Annotated in this window: 25 protein-coding genes and 1 other annotated feature; of the genes, 14 read left to right on the forward strand and 11 right to left on the reverse strand. The window is 63.9% G+C overall.

The window, feature by feature from the left end:
* Positions 1 to 160 precede the first annotated feature (160 nt).
* On the reverse strand, positions 161 to 949 hold the full coding sequence (locus ACIQUG_RS05995; protein ID WP_402318524.1) for a transporter substrate-binding domain-containing protein: 789 nt from the start codon (positions 947 to 949) through the stop codon (positions 161 to 163).
* Between the two features lie 244 nt (positions 950 to 1,193).
* Here ACIQUG_RS05995 and ACIQUG_RS06000 point away from each other — a divergent pair, with 244 nt between their 5' ends.
* Complete coding sequence (locus ACIQUG_RS06000) at positions 1,194 to 2,105, forward strand: LysR family transcriptional regulator (RefSeq protein WP_402318526.1); 912 nt, start codon at positions 1,194 to 1,196, stop codon at positions 2,103 to 2,105.
* 80 nt (positions 2,106 to 2,185) lie between these two features.
* Here ACIQUG_RS06000 and ACIQUG_RS06005 read toward each other — a convergent pair whose 3' ends face one another.
* Complete coding sequence (locus ACIQUG_RS06005) at positions 2,186 to 3,169, reverse strand: aldo/keto reductase (protein ID WP_402318529.1); 984 nt, start codon at positions 3,167 to 3,169, stop codon at positions 2,186 to 2,188.
* Between the two features lie 71 nt (positions 3,170 to 3,240).
* Between ACIQUG_RS06005 and ACIQUG_RS06010 the strand changes: the two genes are divergently transcribed.
* The gene (locus ACIQUG_RS06010) at positions 3,241 to 3,636 is read left to right on the forward strand and encodes a MerR family transcriptional regulator (RefSeq protein WP_089043565.1); all 396 of its coding nucleotides are present in this window, start codon (positions 3,241 to 3,243) and stop codon (positions 3,634 to 3,636) included.
* Here ACIQUG_RS06010 and ACIQUG_RS06015 read toward each other — a convergent pair.
* Both ACIQUG_RS06015 and ACIQUG_RS06020 read right to left on the reverse strand, forming a co-directional pair.
* Entirely contained in the window at positions 3,584 to 4,654 is a 1,071-nt protein-coding gene (locus ACIQUG_RS06015; protein ID WP_402318533.1) for an NAD-dependent epimerase/dehydratase family protein, read from the reverse strand. The genes ACIQUG_RS06010 and ACIQUG_RS06015 overlap by 53 nt on opposite strands.
* Before the next feature lie 27 nt (positions 4,655 to 4,681).
* Entirely contained in the window at positions 4,682 to 5,260 is a 579-nt protein-coding gene (locus ACIQUG_RS06020; protein WP_402318535.1) for a TetR/AcrR family transcriptional regulator, read from the reverse strand.
* A 66-nt stretch (positions 5,261 to 5,326) separates the two neighbouring features.
* Between ACIQUG_RS06020 and ACIQUG_RS06025 the strand changes: the two genes are divergently transcribed.
* The gene (locus ACIQUG_RS06025) at positions 5,327 to 5,473 is read left to right on the forward strand and encodes a hypothetical protein (protein ID WP_402318538.1); all 147 of its coding nucleotides are present in this window, start codon (positions 5,327 to 5,329) and stop codon (positions 5,471 to 5,473) included.
* 279 nt (positions 5,474 to 5,752) lie between these two features.
* On the opposite strand, the gene ACIQUG_RS06030 is transcribed toward ACIQUG_RS06025, so the two are convergent.
* Complete coding sequence (locus ACIQUG_RS06030; protein ID WP_402318540.1) at positions 5,753 to 7,711, reverse strand: elongation factor G; 1,959 nt, start codon at positions 7,709 to 7,711, stop codon at positions 5,753 to 5,755.
* 354 nt (positions 7,712 to 8,065) lie between these two features.
* Between ACIQUG_RS06030 and ACIQUG_RS06035 the strand changes: the two genes are divergently transcribed.
* Positions 8,066 to 8,746, forward strand: a complete 681-nt coding sequence (locus ACIQUG_RS06035) for a glutathione S-transferase family protein (RefSeq protein ID WP_402318543.1) — start codon at positions 8,066 to 8,068, stop codon at positions 8,744 to 8,746.
* Between the two features lie 113 nt (positions 8,747 to 8,859).
* Here the strand turns inward: ACIQUG_RS06035 and ACIQUG_RS06040 are convergent, their stop codons facing one another.
* Entirely contained in the window at positions 8,860 to 9,363 is a 504-nt protein-coding gene (locus tag ACIQUG_RS06040; protein ID WP_197067161.1) for a hypothetical protein, read from the reverse strand.
* 228 nt (positions 9,364 to 9,591) lie between these two features.
* The gene (locus tag ACIQUG_RS06045; protein WP_402318546.1) at positions 9,592 to 10,569 is read right to left on the reverse strand and encodes a transporter; all 978 of its coding nucleotides are present in this window, start codon (positions 10,567 to 10,569) and stop codon (positions 9,592 to 9,594) included.
* A gap of 293 nt (positions 10,570 to 10,862) precedes the next feature.
* Here ACIQUG_RS06045 and ACIQUG_RS06050 point away from each other — a divergent pair, with 293 nt between their 5' ends.
* Positions 10,863 to 11,918 (forward strand): aldo/keto reductase, encoded by a 1,056-nt coding sequence (locus ACIQUG_RS06050; RefSeq protein WP_402318549.1) that lies wholly within the window; start codon positions 10,863 to 10,865, stop codon positions 11,916 to 11,918.
* 41 nt (positions 11,919 to 11,959) lie between these two features.
* Here the strand turns inward: ACIQUG_RS06050 and ACIQUG_RS06055 are convergent, their stop codons facing one another.
* A complete protein-coding gene (locus ACIQUG_RS06055) occupies positions 11,960 to 12,085 on the reverse strand; it encodes a hypothetical protein (RefSeq protein ID WP_402318551.1) in 126 nt (41 codons plus the stop codon).
* A gap of 29 nt (positions 12,086 to 12,114) precedes the next feature.
* Here ACIQUG_RS06055 and ACIQUG_RS06060 point away from each other — a divergent pair, with 29 nt between their 5' ends.
* The gene (locus tag ACIQUG_RS06060; RefSeq protein ID WP_402318554.1) at positions 12,115 to 13,872 is read left to right on the forward strand and encodes an adenylate/guanylate cyclase domain-containing protein; all 1,758 of its coding nucleotides are present in this window, start codon (positions 12,115 to 12,117) and stop codon (positions 13,870 to 13,872) included.
* A 6-nt stretch (positions 13,873 to 13,878) separates the two neighbouring features.
* Here ACIQUG_RS06060 and ACIQUG_RS06065 read toward each other — a convergent pair whose 3' ends face one another.
* Complete coding sequence (locus ACIQUG_RS06065) at positions 13,879 to 14,502, reverse strand: hypothetical protein (RefSeq protein WP_043619607.1); 624 nt, start codon at positions 14,500 to 14,502, stop codon at positions 13,879 to 13,881.
* Between the two features lie 174 nt (positions 14,503 to 14,676).
* On the opposite strand from ACIQUG_RS06065, the gene ACIQUG_RS06070 reads away from it, so the two are divergent.
* From ACIQUG_RS06070 to ACIQUG_RS06100, 7 genes are all read left to right on the forward strand, one after another.
* Positions 14,677 to 15,081 carry an antitoxin Xre-like helix-turn-helix domain-containing protein gene (locus ACIQUG_RS06070; protein ID WP_402318558.1) on the forward strand — a complete coding sequence of 135 codons (405 nt, stop codon included), beginning with the start codon at positions 14,677 to 14,679 and terminating at the stop codon, positions 15,079 to 15,081.
* Entirely contained in the window at positions 15,078 to 15,773 is a 696-nt protein-coding gene (locus ACIQUG_RS06075) for an RES family NAD+ phosphorylase (RefSeq protein ID WP_402318560.1), read from the forward strand. The genes ACIQUG_RS06070 and ACIQUG_RS06075 overlap by 4 nt, the downstream gene beginning before the upstream one ends.
* A gap of 434 nt (positions 15,774 to 16,207) precedes the next feature.
* A complete protein-coding gene (locus ACIQUG_RS06080; RefSeq protein WP_205238462.1) occupies positions 16,208 to 16,648 on the forward strand; it encodes a GNAT family N-acetyltransferase in 441 nt (146 codons plus the stop codon).
* 80 nt (positions 16,649 to 16,728) lie between these two features.
* Positions 16,729 to 17,232, forward strand: coding sequence for a GrpB family protein (locus ACIQUG_RS06085; RefSeq protein ID WP_402318563.1), 504 nt, complete (start codon positions 16,729 to 16,731; stop codon positions 17,230 to 17,232).
* Positions 17,233 to 17,304: 72 nt separating this feature from the next.
* Positions 17,305 to 17,706, forward strand: a complete 402-nt coding sequence (locus tag ACIQUG_RS06090) for a GFA family protein (RefSeq protein ID WP_192446571.1) — start codon at positions 17,305 to 17,307, stop codon at positions 17,704 to 17,706.
* A 146-nt stretch (positions 17,707 to 17,852) separates the two neighbouring features.
* Positions 17,853 to 18,377: a hypothetical protein gene (locus ACIQUG_RS06095; protein ID WP_205238460.1), complete on the forward strand. Its 525-nt coding sequence runs from the start codon at positions 17,853 to 17,855 to the stop codon at positions 18,375 to 18,377.
* 87 nt (positions 18,378 to 18,464) lie between these two features.
* Positions 18,465 to 18,520 (forward strand) — a sequence feature (sul1 is cis-regulatory element that is thought to sense ions involved in sulfur or methionine metabolism; They are found in Alphaproteobacteria).
* 72 nt (positions 18,521 to 18,592) lie between these two features.
* Complete coding sequence (locus ACIQUG_RS06100; RefSeq protein WP_402318567.1) at positions 18,593 to 20,077, forward strand: SulP family inorganic anion transporter; 1,485 nt, start codon at positions 18,593 to 18,595, stop codon at positions 20,075 to 20,077.
* 33 nt (positions 20,078 to 20,110) lie between these two features.
* On the opposite strand, the gene ACIQUG_RS06105 is transcribed toward ACIQUG_RS06100, so the two are convergent.
* Together ACIQUG_RS06105 and ACIQUG_RS06110 are read right to left on the reverse strand one after the other, a co-directional pair.
* A complete protein-coding gene (locus ACIQUG_RS06105; protein WP_402318569.1) occupies positions 20,111 to 20,878 on the reverse strand; it encodes an adenylate/guanylate cyclase domain-containing protein in 768 nt (255 codons plus the stop codon).
* A 111-nt stretch (positions 20,879 to 20,989) separates the two neighbouring features.
* Complete coding sequence (locus ACIQUG_RS06110) at positions 20,990 to 21,877, reverse strand: LysR family transcriptional regulator (RefSeq protein WP_402318571.1); 888 nt, start codon at positions 21,875 to 21,877, stop codon at positions 20,990 to 20,992.
* 125 nt (positions 21,878 to 22,002) lie between these two features.
* Between ACIQUG_RS06110 and ACIQUG_RS06115 the strand changes: the two genes are divergently transcribed.
* On the forward strand, positions 22,003 to 22,347 hold the full coding sequence (locus ACIQUG_RS06115) for an antibiotic biosynthesis monooxygenase (RefSeq protein ID WP_402318573.1): 345 nt from the start codon (positions 22,003 to 22,005) through the stop codon (positions 22,345 to 22,347).
* Positions 22,348 to 22,409 lie beyond the last annotated feature (62 nt).

The raw sequence follows: 22,409 nt of genomic DNA on the forward strand, positions 1-22,409 counted from the left end.
AGGCAGGAGGAGGGAACAGGACCGCCGAGAGTGGAGCGAGCGCCTGCCGCACCCTCCTTCTCCCGCCAAGCGGGGCGAAGGTGGCCGGCAGGCCAGATGCGGGGCAGAACCGCAAACCTCAGCCGGCGCGGCCGCAGATCTCAGCGGGCGCGTGTCACGCTCAGCGGAAATACTCGCTCGTGGTCTTCGGCTTCGCCATGATGTCGAAATCGAAATACTGCTTGCGGATCTTGTCGTAGGTGCCGTTTTCCATGATCGTCTTCAGGCCGGCATTGAGCTTGGCGAGCAGCGCCGCGTCGCCCTTGCGCACCGCCATGGCGTTGCCTTCGGCGGTATCCAGCACGAAGCTTTCGCCGACAAAGGCGCAGCAGCCGCTTTCTTCCTTGGCCAGCCACTCGGTAAAGGCCATCTGCCCTTCGAGGATCAGGTCCAGCCGGCCATTTTCCATGTCGAGAAACACCTCGCTCATCGTCGGATAGAGCTTCACTTCGCTATCCGGAAAGAACTGCTGCAGCGCTTCGACCGCGACCGAGCCGGACTGCGTGCCGATCACCTTGCCCTTCAGCGCCTCGGGCGAAATGTCCTTGAGGCCGAGATCCTTGCGGGCGACGAAGCGCATGGCGTTGAAATAGTAAGGGGCGGTGAAGTCGACCTGCGTCTTGCGATCCGGATTGATCGCCATCGAGGCGATCATCACGTCGAACTTCTTCGCCTGAAGTGCGGGAATGATGCCCGCCCATTCGTTGGTGCTCCAGACGCAATCCGCCTTGATCTCGGCGCAGACGGCCTGGCCGATATCGTAGTCGAAGCCTTTGATCTCGCCGGCGGCGGTCACATAGTTGAACGGCGCGTAGTCGCCCTCGGTGCCGATCGCCAGTGTCTCGGCCTTGGCTGTGCCGGCCGCAAGCAGCGCCGCAAGCGCAGACATGGTCATGAACTTCTTTATCATCTCGCTCCCTCTGTCCTTCCCTTCGACCGGGCAGGCAGCCTCATCCGCAGCCGCATTCGGGTCGCACCCAACATGCCCTTATGCGCGGAACTGCCTGTGTTTTCGGCCGATTTCAGTTTTCGTTTTGCTTTATTATGCTTCGACAATGCGCGAAGACAGCCGCCCTTCGCAATGTGAAAGAAATCATTCCAGACATCGAAAAAATTCATGCTACGCTGCCGTCGACCCAGACCCGGAGAAGCGGATGCGTGATCTGCCGAGCCTCAAATCCCTGCGCGCCTTCGAGGCCGCCGCGCGCAATGGCAGCCTGACGGCGGCCGCCGACGAACTCTGCATCGGCCAGGGCGCGATCAGCCACCAGATCCGCAACCTGGAGCTCAATCTTGGCCTTCGGGTTTTCGTGAGGAAACAGCACGGTGTCGAACTGACGCCGGAGGGTGGGCTGCTCTACGCCTCCTGCCAGCGCGCCTTCGACGATCTCGAAGGCGTCGTCCAGCACATCCGCCCACGCACGAGCGACAAGATCCTGCGCGTCCGGGTGGGGCCGTTCTTCTCGATGAAGGTGATCGCGCCGCGCATCTCGGAGTTTCTCACCGCCAATCCCGGTGTGCAGATCCATCTCTCCCACCTCGAAACCATCACCGCCGGCACCGGCCCGGCCGATGTCACAATCGCTTACTGCCTGCAGCCGCCGGCCGGACGCTTCACCCGCAAGCTGCTGCGCGAACGCCTGGTGCCCGTCTGCGGCCGCGACCTCTGGCAGGAAGACAGGCAGGCGCTGCTCTCCGGCAACCGGCTGCATTATCGCGGCCTTCAGGAATGGCAAAGCTGGATCGCCTCCTCGGGCCTGGCGCTGCCGCGCAGCCGCCAGGACCTGATCTTCGACGACCAGCACATCATCCTCGAAGCGGTGAAGGAGGGCCAGGGCGTGGCGCTGATCGACCGCACCATGGCCGAACACGAGTTCAAATCCGGCCAGATCCGCCTCGCCCACGACCATTTCTACGAGCCGGCCGAAACCTACCAGTTCGTCTGCCAGGAGGAGCTGCTGCGCACCAAGCCGGTGACGAAGGCCTTCCTCAACTGGCTGATCGCCGAGATTGAGGAGCGCGAGCGGCGGAGCGTGGAGGCGGTGCAGACATCTGCCACAAGCTAGCCGTCGGCGGCCGCGAACGTCCCTCCTTCCCAACGGAAGAACCGGCCACCGCACGCCCGTCGCGCACGGCGATCGCGCCCTTAGACGGCGGCGCCTTGCACAGCCCCGGCGAGCGGATCAAGCATGGCCACTACATCATCGGGGAGGATGACGGACGCCGCCGCGACGTTCTCCTCAAGCCGGCTGCACCTGCGTGTTCCGGGGATTGGCACCACCTTGGCATTCAACTTGCGGGCCTGCGTGTGCAGCCAGGCGAGTGCCAGTTGGGCCGGGGTAATGCCGAGGCCACGCGCGGCTTGCTCGACCTTTGCCACCACCTGCCTGTTCGCCTGCTCGTTCTGCGATGCGAAACGCGGGAAATGCTTGCGCGCATCTCCCTCCTTCAGGGATTGGGCAAAGGCCTGGCCGGTCAGCATGCCGCGTCCAAGCGGGGAGTAAGGCACGAGCGTCACGCCGAGTTCAAATGCAGCGGGAACGACATCGTCCTCGATCTCACGCGTGAAAACAGACCATTCCGACTGCAGGGCTGCAATCGGATGGATGGAATGCGCGGCCCGCAGCTCTGCCGCAGTCACCGCCGAGAGGCCGAGCCAACGGACCTTTCCGGCCGCGACCAGATCGGCCATCGCGCCAACGGATTCTTCGAGTGGCACGGCATCAGTGCGGCGATGCATGTAATAAAGGTCAATGACATCGACGCCCAGGCGCTTCAGCGAGCGGTCGGCGGCAGCACGAATGAACTCGGGCCGGTTGTCTATGCTCCAATCGTCAGGGTTTTGCGGCGTGCGCGCATAGCCGAACTTGGTGGCGATCAGGACCGCTTCACGATGCGTCCTGACGAAGGACGCAAGAAAGGCTTCGTTGGCGCCGATACCGTACATGTCCGCCGTGTCGAACAGGGTGACGCCGAGTTCGAGCGCCCGTTCCAGCGTGGCGCGGGATTCGGCCTCGTCCGTCGTGCCGTAGAACTCGCTCATGCCCATGCAGCCGAGGCCCTGGGCTCCGATCAGTGGGCCATGCGGGCCGAGTTGGACGCGGTGTAGAATCTTTTCCTTGCTTGTCATCATGGGTCTCCAATTCCAGACAAGCAGCCCTTATAAGTATCGACTATACTCCATGGTCAAGGGTTCTCTGCATGCTGATTTCGGAATTTGCCAAAGCCACGGAACTGCCGGTTGATACGATCCGCTTCTATATTTCCAAGGGGCTGCTGAAGCCGGAGCGCAGCGCCAAGGGCGGCTCTAATCCCTATCAGCTGTTCAGCCAGGAAGACGTTACCGCCGCCCGGATGATCCGGCTGCAACAGACGCTGGGTTATTCGCTGCGGGAAATTCAGGCCCTCAATGACGCGTACCGCGCCGGCGAAAGTTCGCCCGCACGAACGGTCGAGATCCTGCAAACGCAGATCGCGCGACTGGAGGAGCGGAAGGCCGCGCTGGACGCGGCTCTCTCGTTCCTGCGCGGCAAGGTGGACTGGATCAAGGCAGGCAAGCCGGACACGGCGCCGCAACTGGAGGACTACCGGTGCTGACGGTCCGAAGCTCGTCCAGTCCCTGCTCCCGCGAGATGACGGGAACATAGCCCAGTCCCCGCTTTGCCTTGCCGATATCGAGCGAGATCTCGACGGCCGACGTGGCATAGGCCTGTGATGTCAGCGGAACGCTGATCCTCCCCCTGGAGAGGGCAGCGAGCATATCGCCGCCCCAGGCAACGGCTCTCACGACAGCGCGGGGAACGGATTTGTCCGGCGGGACGATCCCTTGCGTTTCCAGAAGCTGCGAGACGAACGTTCGAAACGGCACGGCACCGCCATCGGCGACAAAATAGACCTCCCCGCCCCGCCCGTTTGCAAGCGCAAGCGCCACGACCTGGCACAGGTTGGCGATATGCGTGGTCGAGGTCAGATAGGTGCCTCCCGCGATCCAGGCGAGCTTGCCGGAGCGGGCAGCCTCCACCAGTGCCGGCAGCGCCGTGGTATCGTCACGCCCCCAGACGAAGCGCGGCCGAAGGGCAACGACCGGGAACGCCGGACTGCTGGCCGCAAGTGCGACACGCTCGGCCGCCGCCTTGCTGCGCGAGTAGCTGCCGGCCGGGCGGAGCGGAAACGGCGCCGTCTCGTCCACCTGCACCAGCGGGTGCCCATCGGCAAGCACGGATTCGGTGCTGATATGGATCGCCTTGCGGATACCGGCGACGCGGGCCGCCTCCATGACGATCCGCGTGCCCTCCTCGTTCACCCGGCGCTGCTGCGGCGTGCCCGGTCCATGATCGGTATCGGCCGCCGCATGGACAAGCGCATCGCAGCCCGCCATTCCCGCGGCGATGTCTGGGCTCAGCAGGTCGCCCATAAAGGCAGTCGCACCGAGTTGGTGGACGCGGTCGGCCGACTTTTGGCTGCGCGCCAGAGCGACGACAGAAACGCCTGTCGCGACGAAATGGCGGATGATGTTGCGGCCGACATAGCCGCTGCCGCCGGTGATGAAGATGCGCCGGAACGGGACGTGTTCGTCCGTGGCCACGGCGGATGTGGCATCGCATGCTTGGTTCATTTCACTACACCTATGAGGTTTGGACGCTTAGCGCTCGCCCGGAAGATCGGCTGCCTGCGGGGTCGCAGTCACGAGCCAGTTGATTTCGCGCAGCACCTCGTCGCGGTCCGCACGCGCAAAATGGTGAAAGTCGAGATATTCAAGGAACTTGAGGCCCTCGAGCGCGAGATAGGCAAGCAACGCCCCGCGCGGCGACCGGGAATCCTGGAGAATTCTCGCGACCGTCGCATCCTGGCTTGCCTGCATCTTCCGGCGCAAACCGGCATCGAGCGTAAGCGCCGCGCTGAGGTTCAGTGCCACAGCCCGGAATTCCTCGGGCGGCGGTTCGGCCGCCGCAACGATGCGCCCCCTGATCGCTCGATCCTGAAGATCACCGATCGTCGCTTCAATCCCGGCATGGTGCGCGTTGTCGCGCTCAAACGCGCGGTCGACGACGGCCTCGATCAGCGCCTGCTTGGACTTGTAGTCATAAAGCACACTCGCCTTGCTGACGCCGGCTTCCCTGGCGACGGCGTCGACAGTCAGGTTGGCAGCGCCATCGCGACCGACGACCCGTTCGGCGGCATCCAGCACCTGCTGTTGATCAATTGCGCGTTTCCGGCCCATGGTTCCATCCGATTTATATCCGACCGGATGGTTATAAATAATCTATCGACGCCTTTGTCAAGCACAGTGGAGTCCCTAGAAAGCCCGATCGCCTCCCCGGGCCTCAATCTTCCGCGCATCCGCCAGGACCTGATCTTCGACGACCAGCACATCATTCTCGAACCGGTGAAGGAGGGCCAGGGCGTGGCCCTGAACGACCGCGTGCAAAGGTAGGGCCAGCCGATTCATCTCACGACCTGACACCCCCACCCGCCGGCGCAGGGTATAAATGACATCGGCAGAGAGGCCGTGCGACGTCCAAGGCATCACCACACGCCCCTTCTGCTCGGGCAAACCAAATTGGGTAGGATTGTCTCCGCCAGATATCCAGGAGGCCTCGGTTTTGCCGACTGATCGCGCCACAGTCTTGTCGCCGCACCCGCTGGCAATAGCGGGTGCGCTGGCATTGGCGGCGCTGAGATCGTCACGCGTCGATTTCGTGGCCTGCCTTGGCTACCCCGCCTGCGGCGCCCCATGCGCGTGGATCACCGCATCCGCCTCCTTGCCGTAGAGCTCCTCGAAATGGTCGAAACTTTTTGAGAAGTAGCCGATCCCTTGCGTCGCTGCCCTTAGCGTCCGGGCGAGGTCGTCGAGGGCTGACCCCGGCACCAGGGCGCGAAAGATGTCCCAGCCCTTGGCGGTCTCGTCACGGTCGAAGCCGAGCACCTGGCCCTTGTAGGTGGAGACGATCGGCACCAGGCTGCCGGAATAGATCGACGGGATGTGGATCTCGACGCGGATGACCGGCTGCATCAGGACCGCGGACGCCTGCGACAGCGCCTGGCGCACGCCCATCTTGGCGGCTGCGCGGAAGGCGAAGTCGTTGCTGTCGACCGCATGATGCTGGCCGTCCGTCAGGGTCACGCCGACATCGATCACCTGAAAGCCGAGCGGACCCTTCTCCATCGCTTCGCGCGCGCCGGCCTCGATCGCCGGGATGAAGTTGCGCGGCACCGCCCCGCCTTTCACCGTCTCGGCAAAGGAGAAGCCGGCACCGCGCTCGTTCGGGTGCACGCTGAGCTTGACGTCGGCAAACTGCCCGGCACCGCCCGTCTGCTTGCGGTGGCGGTAGTGCACATCCGACGGTTTCAGCACGGTCTCGCGATAGGTCGGGCTCGGCGGCCGGTCGGTGACGCCGACATGGAAGACGTCGGCAAGCGTCTTGCAGAGATCGCGCAGGTGCATCGGCCCCTGCACGCAGACGAGCTGCGCACCGCTGCCTTCCTCCTGCATGACCGCAAGCGCGCGGTCGGTCTCGGCGAGCTTGGCGAGCGTGCCCGAAAGCTTGGTCTCGTCGCGTTCGCTGTCGGGCACCAGGATGCGCACCAGCATCGGCGTCGGCGGCGCCGTCCAGTCCGGCGCCTCGGCACTGGTGTTGGCGGCAAGAAGCGCCGGCACAGGCAGGTGGTCGGCCTTGACGGCGGCAAAGATTGCGCCCGCCTCCGGCGTGGCATTCGGCAGCGGCTTGCCGGTCGCCGGGTCCTGCAGCGAGCCGAGGCTGCCGCCGCCAAGCGTCGCGCCCTGCTTGATGCCGGATGTCAGCGCCCTGACCAGCACGGTCTTGCCGACATTCGCCTTGTGATAGGCGTGGAAGCTGACGGCTGAAAGCGCCGCCTCGGCGATCGGGCCGGCCTCGGCCAGTCGCTTTCGCAGCGCATCGACCTGAGGCGCTTCATGGCGCAGCGCCTTCATCAGCCGGAGAATACCGTTTGCGTGGCTTGCCGCACCCACCAGCACCGGAATGATGCGGTTTTCCTTCAGGAGCCGCGTGGAGATCGCATAGATCGTATCGTTGGCCGGCGCCCGGTCCTCGATCAGCTCTTCCAGCAGCCAGTCGTCGAATTCCGAGAAATGCTCGAGCAGTTCGGCGCGCGCCTCCTTTTCCCGATCCATCACCGTGTCGGGGATTTCGATCAGTGCCGAGGTCTGCCCCTCGCGGTATCGCCAGGCGCGCTCGGAGATCAGGTCGCAGGTGCCGACGATCTTGTCGCCCTCGCGGATGGGCACCTGGCGCAGGAGCAGCATGTGGCCGGAGTAATCCTGAAGCGCAGCTATGACATCGCGCAGCCGCCCCTGCGGCTCGTCCATGCGGTTGATGAAGAGAATGCAGGGCGTGCCCGACGCCTCGATCGCCTTCAGATAGGGCGCGGCCAGCACCGCCTCCTCCGGCACCGGCGAAACGCAGAGAACACAGGCGTCGCTGGCGATCAGCGCGTGCTGTGCGTGGCCCAGCGCCTCGGTGCCGCCGGGTGCATCGAGCGCGCACCAGGGCTCATTGCCAAATTCGAATTCCGTGAGGTTCAATCCATAGGGTGAAGCGGCTTTTCGAGAGGCCCCCTCCAGACCGGCCAGCTTGTCTACCAGCGTGGTTTTTCCGGTCTGCGAGGGCCCTAGTACCGTGAAGCAGCGCATCGGCAATCCTCCCCTGTCGCGATGACGACGGGCGCCGAGCGTTGCGACGCCCTTGTTCTATTAATTCTAGGGCAGCTTTTGCGCTTTCAATGGTAGCCGGGCACGATGGCGGCAAGTCTTTGCGCTTCTGCCCCCGTTTCCGGCGCTAACCGCTTGGAATCGATCAGCATGGCGTCCGTCAAAAAACGATCCGGATCCGGCGCGGGCGTCGCCGGTTTGCGCCGCTGCTGCCGATCTTTTGCTCCTCACCCCTCGAAAACCGATTGCAAAACAGAACCGGTTTTGCAATAAACGGGCCCGTAAAGACCTGACGACCGATCCGCAAGCGTCCCTTCCGCACTGGAGAATACGCGCATGTCCCTCACGCTTTACCAGCACCCGCTCGCTTCCTTCTGCCACAAGGTGCTGATCGCGCTTTACGAAAACGAGACGCCGTTCAAAAGCAGCCTGGTCGACCTGCTCGACCCGGAAGAAGCGGCCCGCTTCGCAGCGCTCTGGCCGGTCGGCAAGATGCCGGTCTTGACCGACAGCGCCCGCGACGTGGTCATGCCGGAGACGTCGATCATCATCGACTATCTCGACCGCCACTATCCGGGCCGCCAGCGGCTGATCCCCGATGATCCCGACACGGCCCTGAAAGTCCGGCTTTGGGATCGCTTCTTCGACAATTACATCCACGTGCCGATGCAGAAGATCGTCACCGATACCCTGCGGGCCGAGGGCGAAAACGACACCCGCGGCGTTGCCGATGCCCGCGCAGCACTCGCTCTGGCCTACGGCATGGCCGACAAGCACTTCTCCACGCATGCTTTCGCCGCCGGCGATGCCTTCAGCCTTGCCGATTGCGCCGCCACACCGGCTCTCTTTTACGGCGGCATCGTCGAGCCCTTCGACGGAACGCATCCGCATCTTTCGGCCTATTTCGAGCGGCTGCTCGAACGCGCGTCCGTGCGCCGCGTGCTCGCCGAGGCGCGCCCCTATTTCCACATGTTCCCCTACCGGAAGCTGATGCCGGAGCGGTTTTTCGAGATCTAGAGCGTATCGTGCAAAAGCGCGTAGCGGTCTTACGATAACGACATTCGCCAAATCAGGGCTTAAAGCGCGTCGCGCGTTTCAAAGATCGCAGCGCGCTTTAGGTGATGCCGGCTTCAGTTGTCGGCCCGGTACCGCCTTGGATCGGCCTGCTGCTCCAGCCACATGGCGTTTTCAAACAGCACCCGCTCGTCGGAAACGCCGCGGCGGAACTGGCCGGTGATGTGGCGGGCCAGCCGGTCGGCGCGCTTGCCGTAGCGCGGGATGCTGCACCAGATGCAGACGCGGTCGAAGGTGCGCTGCAACATATCAAGATCGTCAGGGCCGATCTGACTGTCCGGTTCGCGTGCAATCTCCTGCATTGAAACCTCCTGGCTGCCATGGACGGGCGTGCCGGCATCCGTTTGCGTCGCCGACCGCAGGTCTAAACCGATCATGTATTTGAGGGCACCGCTCTCGCGAATGCCGCGCTGGTAGCAACTGAAGATGCGTCTTGCGATTGCCTCCGCCATCGCGCAGTCGCGCGAAAGTCCGCGCTCGAGCAGGATCTCTGCGAAAACCTGCTCTATTCTGTTCATGTCGTGTGGGAGAAGCGCCTGTGCGTGGGCCGTGGAATACATCGCGCGACCTCCTGAACTGGGGCGAAAGCGCAATGATCTTCCAGCCGCCGGGGCCCGTATCACTGCCCAGCGATGGCGGCAGTATGCGCCGTTCGGGAGATAAAGCAACGTCGCCACGCGCGAAGCCTGCCGCGGGCGATCGCTTCGCCCCGGGCGCAGATCATGCATGGCCCTCGTCCCGCCGGCCGAAAACGGCGCCGGCGGACGAAAGGGAAGCCCGGTTCGGGCCTACTTCACCTGCGCCGGCGGCGTGCCGATCGGGAAGGCGATGGTGACGAAGCCGGCGGTACCCTCCGGCCGGTTTTTGGCACCGAACTCCTGGAAGACCTTGAGTGTCAGCGAGACCGGGGTCTCGGCCATCTTGAAATTGTAGCCAACGGTGCCGCCGATCGCAGCGATGCGGCCCTTGAAGGAACCGAGCCTTGCGCCCGCGCCACTGTCGCCCGTTACCTGCTGGTAGAAATAGCCGGCAAGACCGGCGGAGAACTGCGGACTGAAGTGCTGCGTCACCGCCCATTCCGCGTGGAATTCGGTACCTGTCCTATAGTCGGTCGCCGGGTTCTCGCCGTTGAAGGTGAAGCCCGCAGCCCCCGAAAGATCGAGGCCGGTTTCCGGATTGAACCAGGTGCCGGCGAGCGTGAAGTCGCCCGCCCACCGGTTGAAGGAGAGATTGGCAAGCTCGCCCTTCTGATAGTCGCCGATCGGCACGTTGACGCTGGCGTTCGCCGTCCAATGGAAATCGCCGTTGTGCCAGCCGAGCGTGGCGCCAAGCACTGGGTCGCCGACCGTGAAGATGCTGTCGCTGACGGAGGCCGAGCGCCCGGCGCGCGGCGCCGAAAGCGTGGCCTCGACGTTCGGCCCGCCAAACGGCACGATCGCGGTGAAACCGAGATTGCCCCCAAGCACCTCCTCCGGCATCACCCAGAGGCCGGTGACGAAATCGCCGAAGAGCTTGGCGTCCACTTCGCCGACGATCTCGCCGCCGAGCGGCAACTGCTTGCCACCCTTGAGTTCGCCGAAATAGAAATAGGTGTCGTTCTGGACATAGGTTCCGGGCGGTGCCAGCAGGCCGGCCAGCGGACCGCGCGCACCCAAAAGATAGAACCCGGCGCCGTTTTCGGCTGCATTCGCCGTCAAAGGTGCAACAAAGGACACCACACCGGCAGCGATCGCCGATGCGGACAGCAGACGCCTTACAACGCTCATCGAGTGATTCCCCTTAATCTCTCGACCAAACGATAACATTTTGCCGTCCCCAAGCCAGCCCTAAGAAACCGGAGCCGAAAGAACCGCAACATCCGATTGCAGCGTGTTGCCGGTCTACACACCCTGCCCGCGCACGGACGCCGCGCCCATGCGATCGCCCCTCGCTCGCCCTCCCGTGACCCGCCTCCTGACCCGCCCCTTGGCCACCTCTTGACCGCCCCCATCGCCTTCGGCTTTCATCGCGGGCCAAGGCTTCTTCTCCCGCTCCGCGCACAAGCAAAGGATCAGAGACCATGGAATACCGGCTGCTCGGCCGCTCCGGCCTGAAAATCTCTGTGATCACCATGGGCACGATGACCATCGGCGGCCGCGGCAAGTTCGCCGAGGTCGGCAATGTCGGGCTGAAGGAGGCGCGCCGCTATGTCGACCTCTGCCTCGATGCCGGCGTCAACCTGATCGATACCGCCGACATCTATTCGACCGGCGCCTGCGAGGAGATCATCGGCGAGGTGCTCGGCGGCAAGCGCAAGAACGGCGTGCTCGTCGCCACCAAGGCGCGCTTTTCCATGGGCCCCGGCCCCAACGACGGCGGGCTGTCGCGCCAGCACCTGATCGCCGCCTGCGAGGCGAGCCTGAAGCGGCTGAACACCGACGTCATCGATCTCTATCAGGTGCATGAATGGGACGGCCTCACACCGCTCGAAGAGACGATGGAGGCGCTCGACAGCCTCGTTCGCAGCGGCAAGGTCCGCTACATCGGCTGCTCCAATTTTTCCGGCTGGCACATCATGAAGGCGCTCGGCGTCAGCGCGCTCGAAGGCCGCCAGCGCTTCGTCAGCCAGCAGATCCACTACACGCTCGAGGCGCGCGAGGCCGAATATGAGCTGATGCCGATCGCGATCGACCAGGGGCTCGGCGTGCTCATCTGGAGCCCGCTCGCCGGCGGCCTGCTCTCCGGCAAGCACCGGCGGAACGAGACGCCCGAAGGCACCCGGCAGCTCGCCGGCTGGAAGGAACCGCCGATCCGCGACGAGGAGCGGCTATGGAAGATCGTCGACATGCTCGTGGCCATCGCCGGCGAGCGCGGCGTGTCGCCTGCGAAGGTGGCGCTCGCCTGGCTGATCGGCCGCAAAGGCGTCACCTCCGTCATCATCGGCGGCCGCACCGAGGCCCAGTTCGCCGACAACCTCGCCGCCGCCGGCCTGAAGCTCTCCGACGAGGAACGCGAACTGCTCGACGCCGTCAGCCTGCCGCCGGTCATCTATCCCTACTGGCACCAGCTCTGGACCGCCAAGGACAGGCTCGGCGAAGCGGACCTGTCGCTGCTCGGGCCGTATGTAAGAGAATAGCGCCCGATCCGGCTCGCCAACGCTTCGTCGGCATCGTGGATTCAAGCGCCATTGAAGGCGGCACTCGTGAAGCGTCGCCACAGAACCGTCTGAGTGGTATCATCAGCCGGCACGGTCGCGGTGTCGGGCAGCCGGATGGTGCATCCCGTCAATCGCCTGGGCTTCATGCGGCGGATCTCCTGAGGGGGAGACAGCCATGGCACCTGCAAGAGCGGAGCGGCGGCTGGCCGCAATCCTGGCCGTTGACGTCGTCGGCTATTCCCGCCTCGTCGAACAGGACGAGGCCGGGACGTTGTCGGCTCTCAAGGCTCTGCGCCGGGAGCTGATCGATCCGCTGCTCGCCGAACACCAGGGCCGCATCGTCAAGCTGATGGGTGACGGCGCGCTCGTCGAATTCGGCTCGGTCGTCGATGCCGTCGCCTGCGCGGTCGCCATCCAGAAACGCGTTGCCGAAGACCAGGCCGGTATCCCGGCGGAGCGGCGCATCGTCTTCCGGATCGGCGTCAACCTCGCGGATGTGATCCACGAGGTCGATGGCGATCTCTACGGCGATGGCGTCAACATCGCCGCTCGCCTGCAGTCCGTGGCGGATCCCGGCGGCATTTGCATTTCCGGCACGGCCTACGATCACCTCCAGGGCAAGCTTGACTGCGACTACGAGTATCTCGGCGAACGCGCGCTCAAGAACATGGACCGGCCGGTGCGGCTGTATCGCCCCCTACTGGAAAAAGCGGCCGCACGGGCGCCGCCACCGAGGCCCGCCCTTCCGGACCGGCCGTCCATTGCCGTGCTGCCGTTCAGCGCCATGAGCGCCGACCCGGAGCAGGACTTCTTCAGCGACGGGCTGACCGAGGACATCACGACAGCGCTCTCCAAGCTCAAGGGCTTCTTCGTGATCGCCCGCAACACGATGTTCACCTACAAGGGAAAACCGGTGGATGTACGCGCCATCGGGCGCGAACTCGGCATCCGCTATGTTCTCGAGGGGAGTGTGCGCAAGTCCGGCAACCGGATGCGGGTGAGCGCTCAGCTCATCGATGCCGCCTCCGAAGTCCATCTCTGGGCCGAGAGATACGACGGCGACCTCGGCGACATCTTCGCCATCCAGGACGAAATCACCGCAAGCGTCGTCGGCCGCATCGGGCCGGAACTGCTGGCGGCAGAGCACGCCCGCGAAAGCCCCAAGCCGCATCATGGCCTGGATGCCTGGGAATGCGTCGTGCGGGCCGTGTTCCTGTGTTCGCAACTGTCCGAGGAGAGCAGCGGGAAGATGCTGCCGCTGCTCGACCGGGCCATCACGCTGGCTCCCGGCTATGCGCAGGCGCTGGCCATGAAAGGCTGGATTACCATGTGGCGCGCCTTCCAGGGGTGGGAGGACATGGGCTACGCGCTCGCCCTTGGCAGGGATTTCGTCCAGCAAGCCATTGCCGCTGATGACAAGGAGCCGTGGACCTACCTTGCGCAGGCGATGATCGCCTTTGCGACGCGTGACAATGCGCTGGCGATGGCAGCGATCAGCCAGGCTGTCGCGATCAACCCCAACTCCGCCTTTGCCCACGGCCAGTTGGGCCTTGCGCATGCCAATGGAGGCCGCGCAGCCGCCGCCATTCCTTGCATCGACTACGCCCTCAGGCTGAGCCCGCGCGAAGCCTTTCTCGGCGACTTTCAGTTCTACTACGCCATGGCGCATTTTCAGGGTGCGAATTACGAGCGTGGACTGCACTACGCGCGGGAGGCGCATCGCTTGCGCTCCGGCCACGTGGTTCCGCTCATCATCGGCACCGCCTGTGCCGGGCTTCTCGATAACCGGGAGGCTGCCGCGGACCTGCTCGGGCGGCTGAAGTCGCTCGTTCCCGACATCTCCCGCAACGCGGTCGCGGTAACATCGTCTTTCGTGCGCGCCGAGGATCGGGCGCGCCTGGTCGAGGGACTGGCTCGTGCCGGCCTGAACTGAGGGCGCCTACTTCACAGCAAAGCAGTAGAACAGCCCCTCGCCGCCGGTGCCCTTGAACGCCTCGACCGTGCAGCCGCCGCGCGTCGCGTGCGAAGAATTCCAGGATTTGGCCTCGGCGGAATCGTTCAATCCGGTGCGGTCGCTGTGGCCGACGATCGCTGAGCCGTCGGCGCCACCCATCGTCCAGTTGCCGCAGGTCTCGGTTGCCGCGGTGCCGTCGGCCTTCGAGCCCGTCAGGATATCGTGGCGGTTGGGCGTGTCGCCGCGCCCGTTGATCACCTCGCCCTTTTCGTTGAGGGCCGTCTGCTTGGTCAGGTTGTTGCTGTCGCTGTGGAGCGATGCGACGTCATCGGCGATCTTCTCGCCCTTGGCGTTGTACCACGGTCCGGTGCCAATCCGGTCCTTGGCGTTCTCCGCATCCGTGGAAAGATAGGCTTTCCAGCTCTTGCCCGTCGACCCCGCCGCCTTGGCCAGTGTGTCGCAATAGGCATCCGCCCCTTGCAGGCCGCCGAGGTCGCCACCCTTTCCGGGGTTGGCGCTGGTGACGAAGAAGCTCATGCTGGTGTCCTGCGCATAGGCGGAGCCGGAACAGGCGAGTGCGAATGCGATTGCTGCAAGTGCGCGCTTCATGACTCTCTCTCCCATCAACTGTGCCCGAAAGCCTAGCGATCGCCTTCAAAGGAGTAAAATCGAATTGACGTGATGGCAGATCCCAAGCCAGCAACCGGCTCAACCCTTGACTTTCTCGCGCCCACGATCAATTTATATCATATGATACACACAGTCACCGCATAGGAGACATTCATGGCCCTTGCACAACCGGCTTTCGCGCCCGACCGGCAAGCTGCCCGGCAGGAAGAGGCAGTTATCGTCAGGGCGGTGGTGAAGGCCTGCGACCTCTGGAACCTCACCAACCGGGAGGCGGCCCAGCTCTTCGACGTGCCGATCGCCACCTGGAACCGCATGAAGGCGGGCGACTTCAAGGGCAAGCTCGACCAGGACAAGAAGATGCGCGCAAGCCTGATCGTCGGCATCTTCAAGGGCCTGCGGCTGTTCTTCAACGGGCCGCTCACCTATCAATGGCCGAAGGCGGTCAACACCGGCCCGCTGTTTTCCGGCCGTTCGCCGGTCGACTTGATGATCGAGGGCGGCATTCCCGTGATGATGAAGGTCAGGCGCTATCTCGACGGGTTGCGCGGCGGCCTATGATCGCGCTGCCGGAAATCGACTTCAGCGAGCCGGCAACCGTCCGGCTGATCTCGACCGCCTATATCGACGAGCCCGCGGTCAAGCCGCTCGCCGACGATGACGACGAGATCGAGATCCTCAACCGGCTGGAGGCGATGACCTCGGCGCGGCTGAGCCCGCTCGCCCTGCCCGTCGGCGTCGATCCGGCCGAACTCCTGAACGAGACCTTCGGCTACGGCTGGTCGCTGATCAATGCCGCCTTCTGCCATGCGCGGCCGCCGGGCAACCGCTTCAACGGCGAGGAGCGCGGCGCCTGGTACTGCGCCTTCGGCCCGCGCGCGCTTCAGACCTGCCAGGCGGAAATCGTCTATCACCGCACCCGGGCGCTCAGCGAAGCCGGCAGCTTCCACGATATCGGCCGCTACCGCGAGCTGATCGCCGGCTTCACCTGCCGCGTCCATGACGTGCGCGGCGAAAAGGATGCCGCCTATCTTTCGCCCGATACTGCCGTCGCCTATCCCGCCGGCCAGGCGCTTGCCGCCACCATTCTTGCCGAAGGCGGCAACGGCCTGATCTATCCGTCGGCGCGCGACCCCGAGGGCGAGTGCCTCGCCGTCTTCCGCCCCTCCGTCATCCAGAACGTCCGCCAGGGCCGCACCATCACCCTGGAATGGACGGGCAAGGCCGAGCCGAAGATCGTGGAAGAGACCTGAGCGGCCGACAGGACGGCCGATCCTTTCTTGCCACCGCAATGTTGCGGTAATGCGCCCGTTGGAGAAGGGCTCGCTTTCCGGATTTCGGCGCCTGCAGCGGCCGGGCCGGTACGGCAGAAACTGAAAACGTATAATCAAGTTGTTTTTGACGCTTGGCCAAGCTGGACGCGTGTCCCCGTGCCTCCGGTTCCTTGCCCCCAACTCCCTCGCCCGCTGATCGGGAGAGGGAACGGCAGCGGCCCGGCTCCGCCTACCCTTTGGTTTCCCTGCTCGCCCCGCAGAGGAAACCGCTCGCGCCCCCCGGCGCAGGATGTGGACGCCGAGCATGCTGCAAGGTCGCCTTCTCCCCGCTCGCCCCGCGGGGAGAAGGCGACCGCAGACGGGATTGAACGGAGACCGCCGCGCAAGGCCAAAGCGTCGACCGTGAGGACCGAATGACGATTACACTCCTGCCCGTCGATACCGTCGATGCCGATGTCATCCGAAGGCTCGACGTTCACGAAAACCAGATGGATTTCATCGCCAGCAACGACGAATCTCTCGAAGAACTCGCCGAACGCCCCGAATGCGTCGGCTTTGCCGTGATGGCCGAAGGCGCGCCGGTGGGTTTCGCCATGTATGCGCTCGATCCTGATGACGGCAACCACTGGATCTACCGGCTGATGATCGACGCCGGCCACCAGGGCAAGGGCTATGGTGCCAAGGCGCTCGCGGCCCTGCTCGAGCACATGGCCAAGATCCCCGAATGCGGCGACATCTATCTCGGCGTCTACCCGCAAAACGCCCGCGCCCACGCCCTCTACCACCGCTTCGGCTTCCGCGAGACCGGCATGGTGCTTGGCGAAGAAAAGGTGATGCGGCTCGACCGCAACTAGGCAGCGCGATTGACCCTGTCCCATGAATTCGTTCCGGGTGCTACGATGACACCACCGTCAAGAACCCGGAGCAAGCCACCGTGCCGCTGACCAGTCAGATTTCGGCCTATAATCCGCGATGGCCCGATCTGTTTCTCTCCGAGCGGGAGCGCATCACGAGCGTGTTCGCCAAGGCGCTCGTAATGATCCACCATGTCGGGAGCACCGCCGTCCCCGGTCTTGCGGCAAAGCCGGAAATCGACCTTCTGGTCGAGGTCTCCGAGCATCGCGACGTGGGCGATGTGATAGAACACATGAAATCACTTGGATATGTTCGCGGCACGGACCTTTCGCAGGACCACCACTTCTACCGGCGCGACGTCAATGGCGTTCGAACCCACAAGGTCCATGTCTGCCGATCGGGACATTGGCAGATTGCAAGAATGCTGCGCTTTCGCGATCTCCTTCGGCAGGATCCGGATCTCTGTGCCCGTTATCAAGCGTTGAAGCTGCATCTGGAAGCCACGAACCAGCGTGGCATCGGCGAGTATCTCGCCTTGAAGGCGCCCTTCATCGACGCTGCCTTGGCGATCGAGCAAGGTTGACGTGCGGCACCGATTGCCGACGCCCCGCCAACGGGGCACTATGCCGCCTCGAAACAACAGCGGGAGCGGCCCATGCTCGACGGCTCATGCCATTGCGGCAACGGAAAGTGGACATTGAAGGGCGATCCCGGCCCGATCACCGCCTGCAACTGCACGCTCTGCCACCGCTACGGCACGCTCTGGGCCTATGATTACGAAGGCGAGCGCATCGCGGTCAGCGGCGATCTCAGCGCGTACACGCGGGCCGACGAGAAGGACCCGACGCTCGAAATCCTCTTCTGCCCGACCTGCGCCGGCGTCGTCGCCTGGCGCAGCCTCACGCTCGACCCACAGGGCCGACGACGCATCGCCGTCAACGTCAGGCTGGCCGCGCTGGAGCAGGTCGCCCATCTCCCGATCGACCATTTCGACGGCTTCGACACGTTCGAGGACCTGGCGCCGGACGGCCGCTGCGTGCGCGACATGTGGGCGTAGGAGCTAGCACCACCACGAGATGGCAACCTCAGGCAAGAAGCAGTCAGACGGTTCCGACCTGCACTTCAGTTGTGAATAAAGTATAATAACCCCAATAAGTTGTGACGCATATGTTTGAACAAGCGAAGCCGACACGGGCTCCCAAAATGTCGGGCTACGTCTTCCTCTCATTTATCGGCATTGCTGTCTCGCCGGTTCTGCCGGAACTGTTAGGCCTTCCCTACGTCCCCACGCCCAGTTGGATCGCCTGGAGCGGTTCAGCGGCTATCGTGGTCGGCATTCTCGCGGCAGTCTATTTCTTATGGTTGATCACGCTAGGGGCTGCGCGTAATCGCTTTCAGCGCCTGGGTGCAAAGGCAGTCTTGCTGACTTTTGCCGCGCCATTTGTTGGCTTCTGGCTCGGATACCGGGTCGTGGTACTCGGCGCGCCGATGCTCGTTGCTCTCGCCATCGGAGGCGACATCGAACACACCTTCACAGTCGAGTCGACGGAATCGGCCTTCAGATGCTCGAATAGTATTACGGTCGCCGAACTGCCCTTACTGGCTAACAGGTTCTGCGGTCTTGCCAAGGAATTGGCAGGCTCGCTCGCCCCCGGATCACGGGTGTCAATCACAGGGCGGGGCTGGCGATGGGGTGTCTTTGCCAGCGATGTCAGACGGATCGATTGAGCCTCGACCGCTTTTCGCCAACGTACTTGCCTCTGCCGGCAGCGATTGTTGCGCGGCACCGGTTTCTCCGCTACGAAAGGCCATCCACAAGGACCCGGTGAAACTCCGGGTGGCTCTTCTGGCCGCCGATCCGCCAGACAACACAGCAACGCAACTTCTGTACCCACAGGACCGAGCCCCCCTCGGCCCGTTGCATGCAACTGTGAAATTTTCCCATGCGCGCTTTTTCAAACTACCGTCAGGAGTGGTTCTCCAACATCCGTGGCGACATCCTCTCCGGCATCGTCGTCGCCCTCGCCCTCATTCCGGAAGCAATCGGCTTCTCGGTGATCGCCGGGGTCGACCCCAAGGTCGGTCTCTACGCCTCCTTTGCCATCGCCTGTGTCGCCGCCATCACCGGCGGCCGTCCGGGCATGATTTCGGCGGCGACCGCCGCAACCGCGGTTGTGATGGTCACGCTCGTCAAGGAACACGGGCTCCAGTATCTCTTTGCCGCCACGATCTTGATGGGCATCATCCAGATCGCAGCCGGCTTCCTGAAGCTCGGCCGGGTGATGCGCTTCGTATCGCGCTCGGTCATCACCGGCTTCGTCAATGCGCTAGCGATCCTCATCTTCATGGCACAGCTGCCGGAGCTGATCGGCGTCCCGGTCGAGACCTATGTCATGATCGCCGGCGGACTGGCGATCATCTATCTCTTCCCATACGTCACCCGGGCGGTGCCCTCGCCGCTCGTCTCCATCGCCGTGCTCACCCTCATCGCCTGGTGGACGGGCATGGACCTGCGCACGGTCGGCGACCTCGGCGAGCTTCCCTCGTCGCTGCCCTTCTTCATGCTGCCGCAGGTGCCGCTCACCCTCGAAACCCTTCAGATCATTCTGCCCTATTCGGTGACACTCGCGGCCGTCGGCCTGCTGGAATCGCTGCTGACGGCCCAGATCGTCGACGACATGACGGATACGCCGAGCAACAAGAGCCAGGAATGCATCGGCCAGGGTACCGGAAACATCGCTTCCGCCCTCATCGGCGGCATGGGCGGCTGCGCCATGATCGGCCAGTCCGTCATCAACGTTACCTCGGGCGGTCGCGGCCGGTTGTCGACCTTCGTTGCCGGAGCGTTTCTTTTGTTCCTGATCGTCGTTCTCAACGATCTCGTGCGCATCATTCCGATGGCGGCGCTCGTCGCCGTCATGATCATGGTGTCGATCGGCACCTTCTCCTGGCGTTCGATGCTCGATCTCAGGCGCAATCCGCTGCCGTCGTCCGTCGTCATGCTGGCAACGGTCGCAACCGTCGTCGCAACACATGACCTTGCCAAGGGCGTCATCACAGGCGTGCTTCTCTCCGGCATCTTCTTCGCCGGGAAGGTCGCCAAGCTCTTCAGCGTAACCAAAAGCGAGGAGACCGCCGGCACGACGATCTACCGCGTAACAGGACAGATCTTCTTCGCCTCGGCCGAAAGCTTCATCCAGGCCTTCGACTTCTCGGAAACTGACCCAAAAGTCGTGATCGATCTCAATGCGGCGCACCTCTGGGACATCACCGCCGTCGGCGCGCTCGACAAGGTGGTGATCAAGTTCCGCCGCCTCGGCACCGAGGTCGAGGTGCGCGGCTTCAATGAGGCGAGCGCCGACATGGTCGACCGCTTTGCATTGCACGATAAGGACGAACGGCAAGCCGCAAGCGCCGCGCTGCATTGACCAACGACTGCGGCGATGGACTTTTGAGCGCCGTCAATGCGTCGCAATCACCCGCGCCTCCACCGGCTGGTCGATGCCCTTCAGAGCGAGCAGCCTGGTGCCGGCGCCCGCCGTCAGCGTTGCCGCCTCAAGAGCCGTTTCCGGGGAGATCAGAATTTCCCCGGCCTCGGCCTGGGATTCGAGCCTTGCGGCCAGGTTGACCGTGCCGCCGATCGCGGTGAAATCGCTGCGGAATGTCGAGAACTCGCCGATCTCGACCTCGCCGGTGTGAATGCCGACGCCCACCCCGAGCGGGCGTTCGCCGACATCGTCGAGAGCGAGGCGGCCGAGGGCATCGGCGCAATGCCGCTGGATGTCGAGCGCGGCCCGGATAGCGGCTTGCGCATGGTCCTTGCGCAGGATCGGAAAGTTGAAGATCGCCATCAGCCCGTCGCCCATCTGCTTGTTGACGATGCCGTCATGCGCCCAGATGGCTTCAGCGCAGCGATCCTGGAACAGGCTGACGATCTGGCTCAACCGCACCCGCTCGATCCGCTCCGAAAGGTGGGTGAAACCGCGGATGTCGGCGAAGAGGATGGTGGCGCTTGCCGCAACGTGACTCTGCTTCTTCACGTAGCGGAAGGAGCGCTCGCAGATCGTGCAGATGTTCGGGTTCATTTTGCTGCGGGTGATGCCGAAGGCGCGGAACGGCAGCGCCAAAGGCCCGCGGATCGGGATCGGCACATGCATCTGGTCCCAGCATCCCCGGCAGATGCGGGCATCGTGGCTGGCAGCAGGCTGAATGGAAGAGGCGTCTGTCATGGCTGCTCCGGCTCGCCTGACCCGAGGGCGTCAGCGAAGCTTCGGACATTTGCCGCACTTTAGCAACGACTGGATTGGCACGGGGACGTCCGCCCGCACAGCCCGCGACCGTCACTCGGAAAACAGGTTCGCCGCCATGAAATCGACGAAGGCGCGCACCTTGGGCGAGAGATAGCGATTGGTCGGCCACAGCACGCGGAATGTGCCGGTTTCGCGAAGGTAATCCTCCAGCAGCGAGACCAGCTTGCCTTCCGCCAGTTCCGCCGACACGGCAAAGGGCGGCAGGCAGGTGATGCCGAAGGCGCGCTCCGCAAGAAAAATCAGGGGGTCGAGCGTACTTGCAACCGTCGTCACCGGCAGGTCCAGCTTCACTTCGCGCCCGTCACGATGAAGCGGCCAGGGTTCGAGGCGGCCGGAATTGGCATAACGATGATGCAGGCAACGATGCCCGAGCAGATCCTCCGGCACCTCCGGCCGGCCATGCGTGCCAAGATACTCCGGCGAAGCGACGATCCGGTGCCGGAAGGTCCCGAGCTTGCGGCTCATCAGGCGCGTATCCTTGACGTCGCCGGTGCGGATGACCGCGTCAAAACCCTCCTCGATCACGTCGACCAGCCGATCGGTGAAATCGAGGTCGAGATTGATCAGCGGATAGGCGCGCATGAAGTCCGATATGGTCGGCATCAGCAGCATGCCGGCGAGCGGCAGGCTGACGCGCAGCTGTCCGCGCGGCGTCGCATGCGAGCGCGACAGTTGCGCCTGGGCGGTCTCGAACTCGGACTGGATGCGGCGGCAGGTGTCGAGAAAGAAGCTGCCATCCTCGGTCAGCGCCATGCTTCTCGTCGACCGGTTGAACAGGCGCACGCCCATCTCGTCTTCGAGCCGCGCGATCGCCTTGCCGACGGCCGAGCCCGAAAGCCCGAGGCGATGGCCGGCGGCGACGAAACTGCCCGCTTCTGCCACCTGAATGAAAATGCTGAGCGTTCCGAGCTTGTCCATCGCGCGCCAATTACGGAATTATTTTCCGAAGTGATGAGAATACGCGCTCATTTATCCGCTATTTCTCTGCCGATATCCAGATGCCGTCGCGGCCGATGCGCCGCGACGTTCAAATGGAGAGAAGCATGACCACGATCCCAAGCCCCACATTCTCGGCATCCCCCGTTCCGACGACCTTCGTCGTCAACGTCATTCACGCCCATCCGGGCAAGCAGGAAGAAGCCTTCGCCGTCATCCAGGAAGTCGTGCATTACGTTGCCGAACGGAAGGAAGGTTTTCTCTGGAGCACGCTGTCGAAGAGCACGGACGGTGAGACCGTCGTCAATGTCGAGGCGATCCAGGGCACCGGAAATGTCGACGAGTTCTTCTCCGATCCGGTGTTCGCGGAGAAGTTCCGCAAGCTGGACGAGGTCTCGCGCAGCGAGTTTCACATCTATACGGTCGGCGATCTCGTGCTGCCGAAGCGCTGACGCGGGCCTGATCGCGACACCCTGCGCCTTCACGCGAAGACGCAGGGCCTAGAGCGCCCCTG

Source organism: Ensifer sp. NPDC090286 (assembly GCF_044769565.1).
Classification (GTDB): domain Bacteria; phylum Pseudomonadota; class Alphaproteobacteria; order Rhizobiales; family Rhizobiaceae; genus Ensifer.

Coding starts and splice junctions, on each gene's coding strand:
- ACIQUG_RS05995 (WP_402318524.1), bottom strand. CDS start 949: ATGATAAAGAAGTTCATGACCATGTCTGCGCTTGCGGCGCTGCTTGCG.
- ACIQUG_RS06000 (WP_402318526.1), top strand. CDS start 1,194: ATGCGTGATCTGCCGAGCCTCAAATCCCTGCGCGCCTTCGAGGCCGCC.
- ACIQUG_RS06005 (WP_402318529.1), bottom strand. CDS start 3,169: ATGACAAGCAAGGAAAAGATTCTACACCGCGTCCAACTCGGCCCGCAT.
- ACIQUG_RS06010 (WP_089043565.1), top strand. CDS start 3,241: ATGCTGATTTCGGAATTTGCCAAAGCCACGGAACTGCCGGTTGATACG.
- ACIQUG_RS06015 (WP_402318533.1), bottom strand. CDS start 4,654: ATGAACCAAGCATGCGATGCCACATCCGCCGTGGCCACGGACGAACAC.
- ACIQUG_RS06020 (WP_402318535.1), bottom strand. CDS start 5,260: ATGGGCCGGAAACGCGCAATTGATCAACAGCAGGTGCTGGATGCCGCC.
- ACIQUG_RS06030 (WP_402318540.1), bottom strand. CDS start 7,711: ATGCGCTGCTTCACGGTACTAGGGCCCTCGCAGACCGGAAAAACCACG.
- ACIQUG_RS06035 (WP_402318543.1), top strand. CDS start 8,066: ATGTCCCTCACGCTTTACCAGCACCCGCTCGCTTCCTTCTGCCACAAG.
- ACIQUG_RS06040 (WP_197067161.1), bottom strand. CDS start 9,363: ATGTATTCCACGGCCCACGCACAGGCGCTTCTCCCACACGACATGAAC.
- ACIQUG_RS06045 (WP_402318546.1), bottom strand. CDS start 10,569: ATGAGCGTTGTAAGGCGTCTGCTGTCCGCATCGGCGATCGCTGCCGGT.
- ACIQUG_RS06050 (WP_402318549.1), top strand. CDS start 10,863: ATGGAATACCGGCTGCTCGGCCGCTCCGGCCTGAAAATCTCTGTGATC.
- ACIQUG_RS06055 (WP_402318551.1), bottom strand. CDS start 12,085: ATGAAGCCCAGGCGATTGACGGGATGCACCATCCGGCTGCCCGACACC.
- ACIQUG_RS06060 (WP_402318554.1), top strand. CDS start 12,115: ATGGCACCTGCAAGAGCGGAGCGGCGGCTGGCCGCAATCCTGGCCGTT.
- ACIQUG_RS06065 (WP_043619607.1), bottom strand. CDS start 14,502: ATGAAGCGCGCACTTGCAGCAATCGCATTCGCACTCGCCTGTTCCGGC.
- ACIQUG_RS06070 (WP_402318558.1), top strand. CDS start 14,677: ATGGCCCTTGCACAACCGGCTTTCGCGCCCGACCGGCAAGCTGCCCGG.
- ACIQUG_RS06075 (WP_402318560.1), top strand. CDS start 15,078: ATGATCGCGCTGCCGGAAATCGACTTCAGCGAGCCGGCAACCGTCCGG.
- ACIQUG_RS06080 (WP_205238462.1), top strand. CDS start 16,208: ATGACGATTACACTCCTGCCCGTCGATACCGTCGATGCCGATGTCATC.
- ACIQUG_RS06090 (WP_192446571.1), top strand. CDS start 17,305: ATGCTCGACGGCTCATGCCATTGCGGCAACGGAAAGTGGACATTGAAG.
- ACIQUG_RS06095 (WP_205238460.1), top strand. CDS start 17,853: ATGTCGGGCTACGTCTTCCTCTCATTTATCGGCATTGCTGTCTCGCCG.
- ACIQUG_RS06100 (WP_402318567.1), top strand. CDS start 18,593: ATGCGCGCTTTTTCAAACTACCGTCAGGAGTGGTTCTCCAACATCCGT.
- ACIQUG_RS06105 (WP_402318569.1), bottom strand. CDS start 20,878: ATGACAGACGCCTCTTCCATTCAGCCTGCTGCCAGCCACGATGCCCGC.
- ACIQUG_RS06110 (WP_402318571.1), bottom strand. CDS start 21,877: ATGGACAAGCTCGGAACGCTCAGCATTTTCATTCAGGTGGCAGAAGCG.
- ACIQUG_RS06115 (WP_402318573.1), top strand. CDS start 22,003: ATGACCACGATCCCAAGCCCCACATTCTCGGCATCCCCCGTTCCGACG.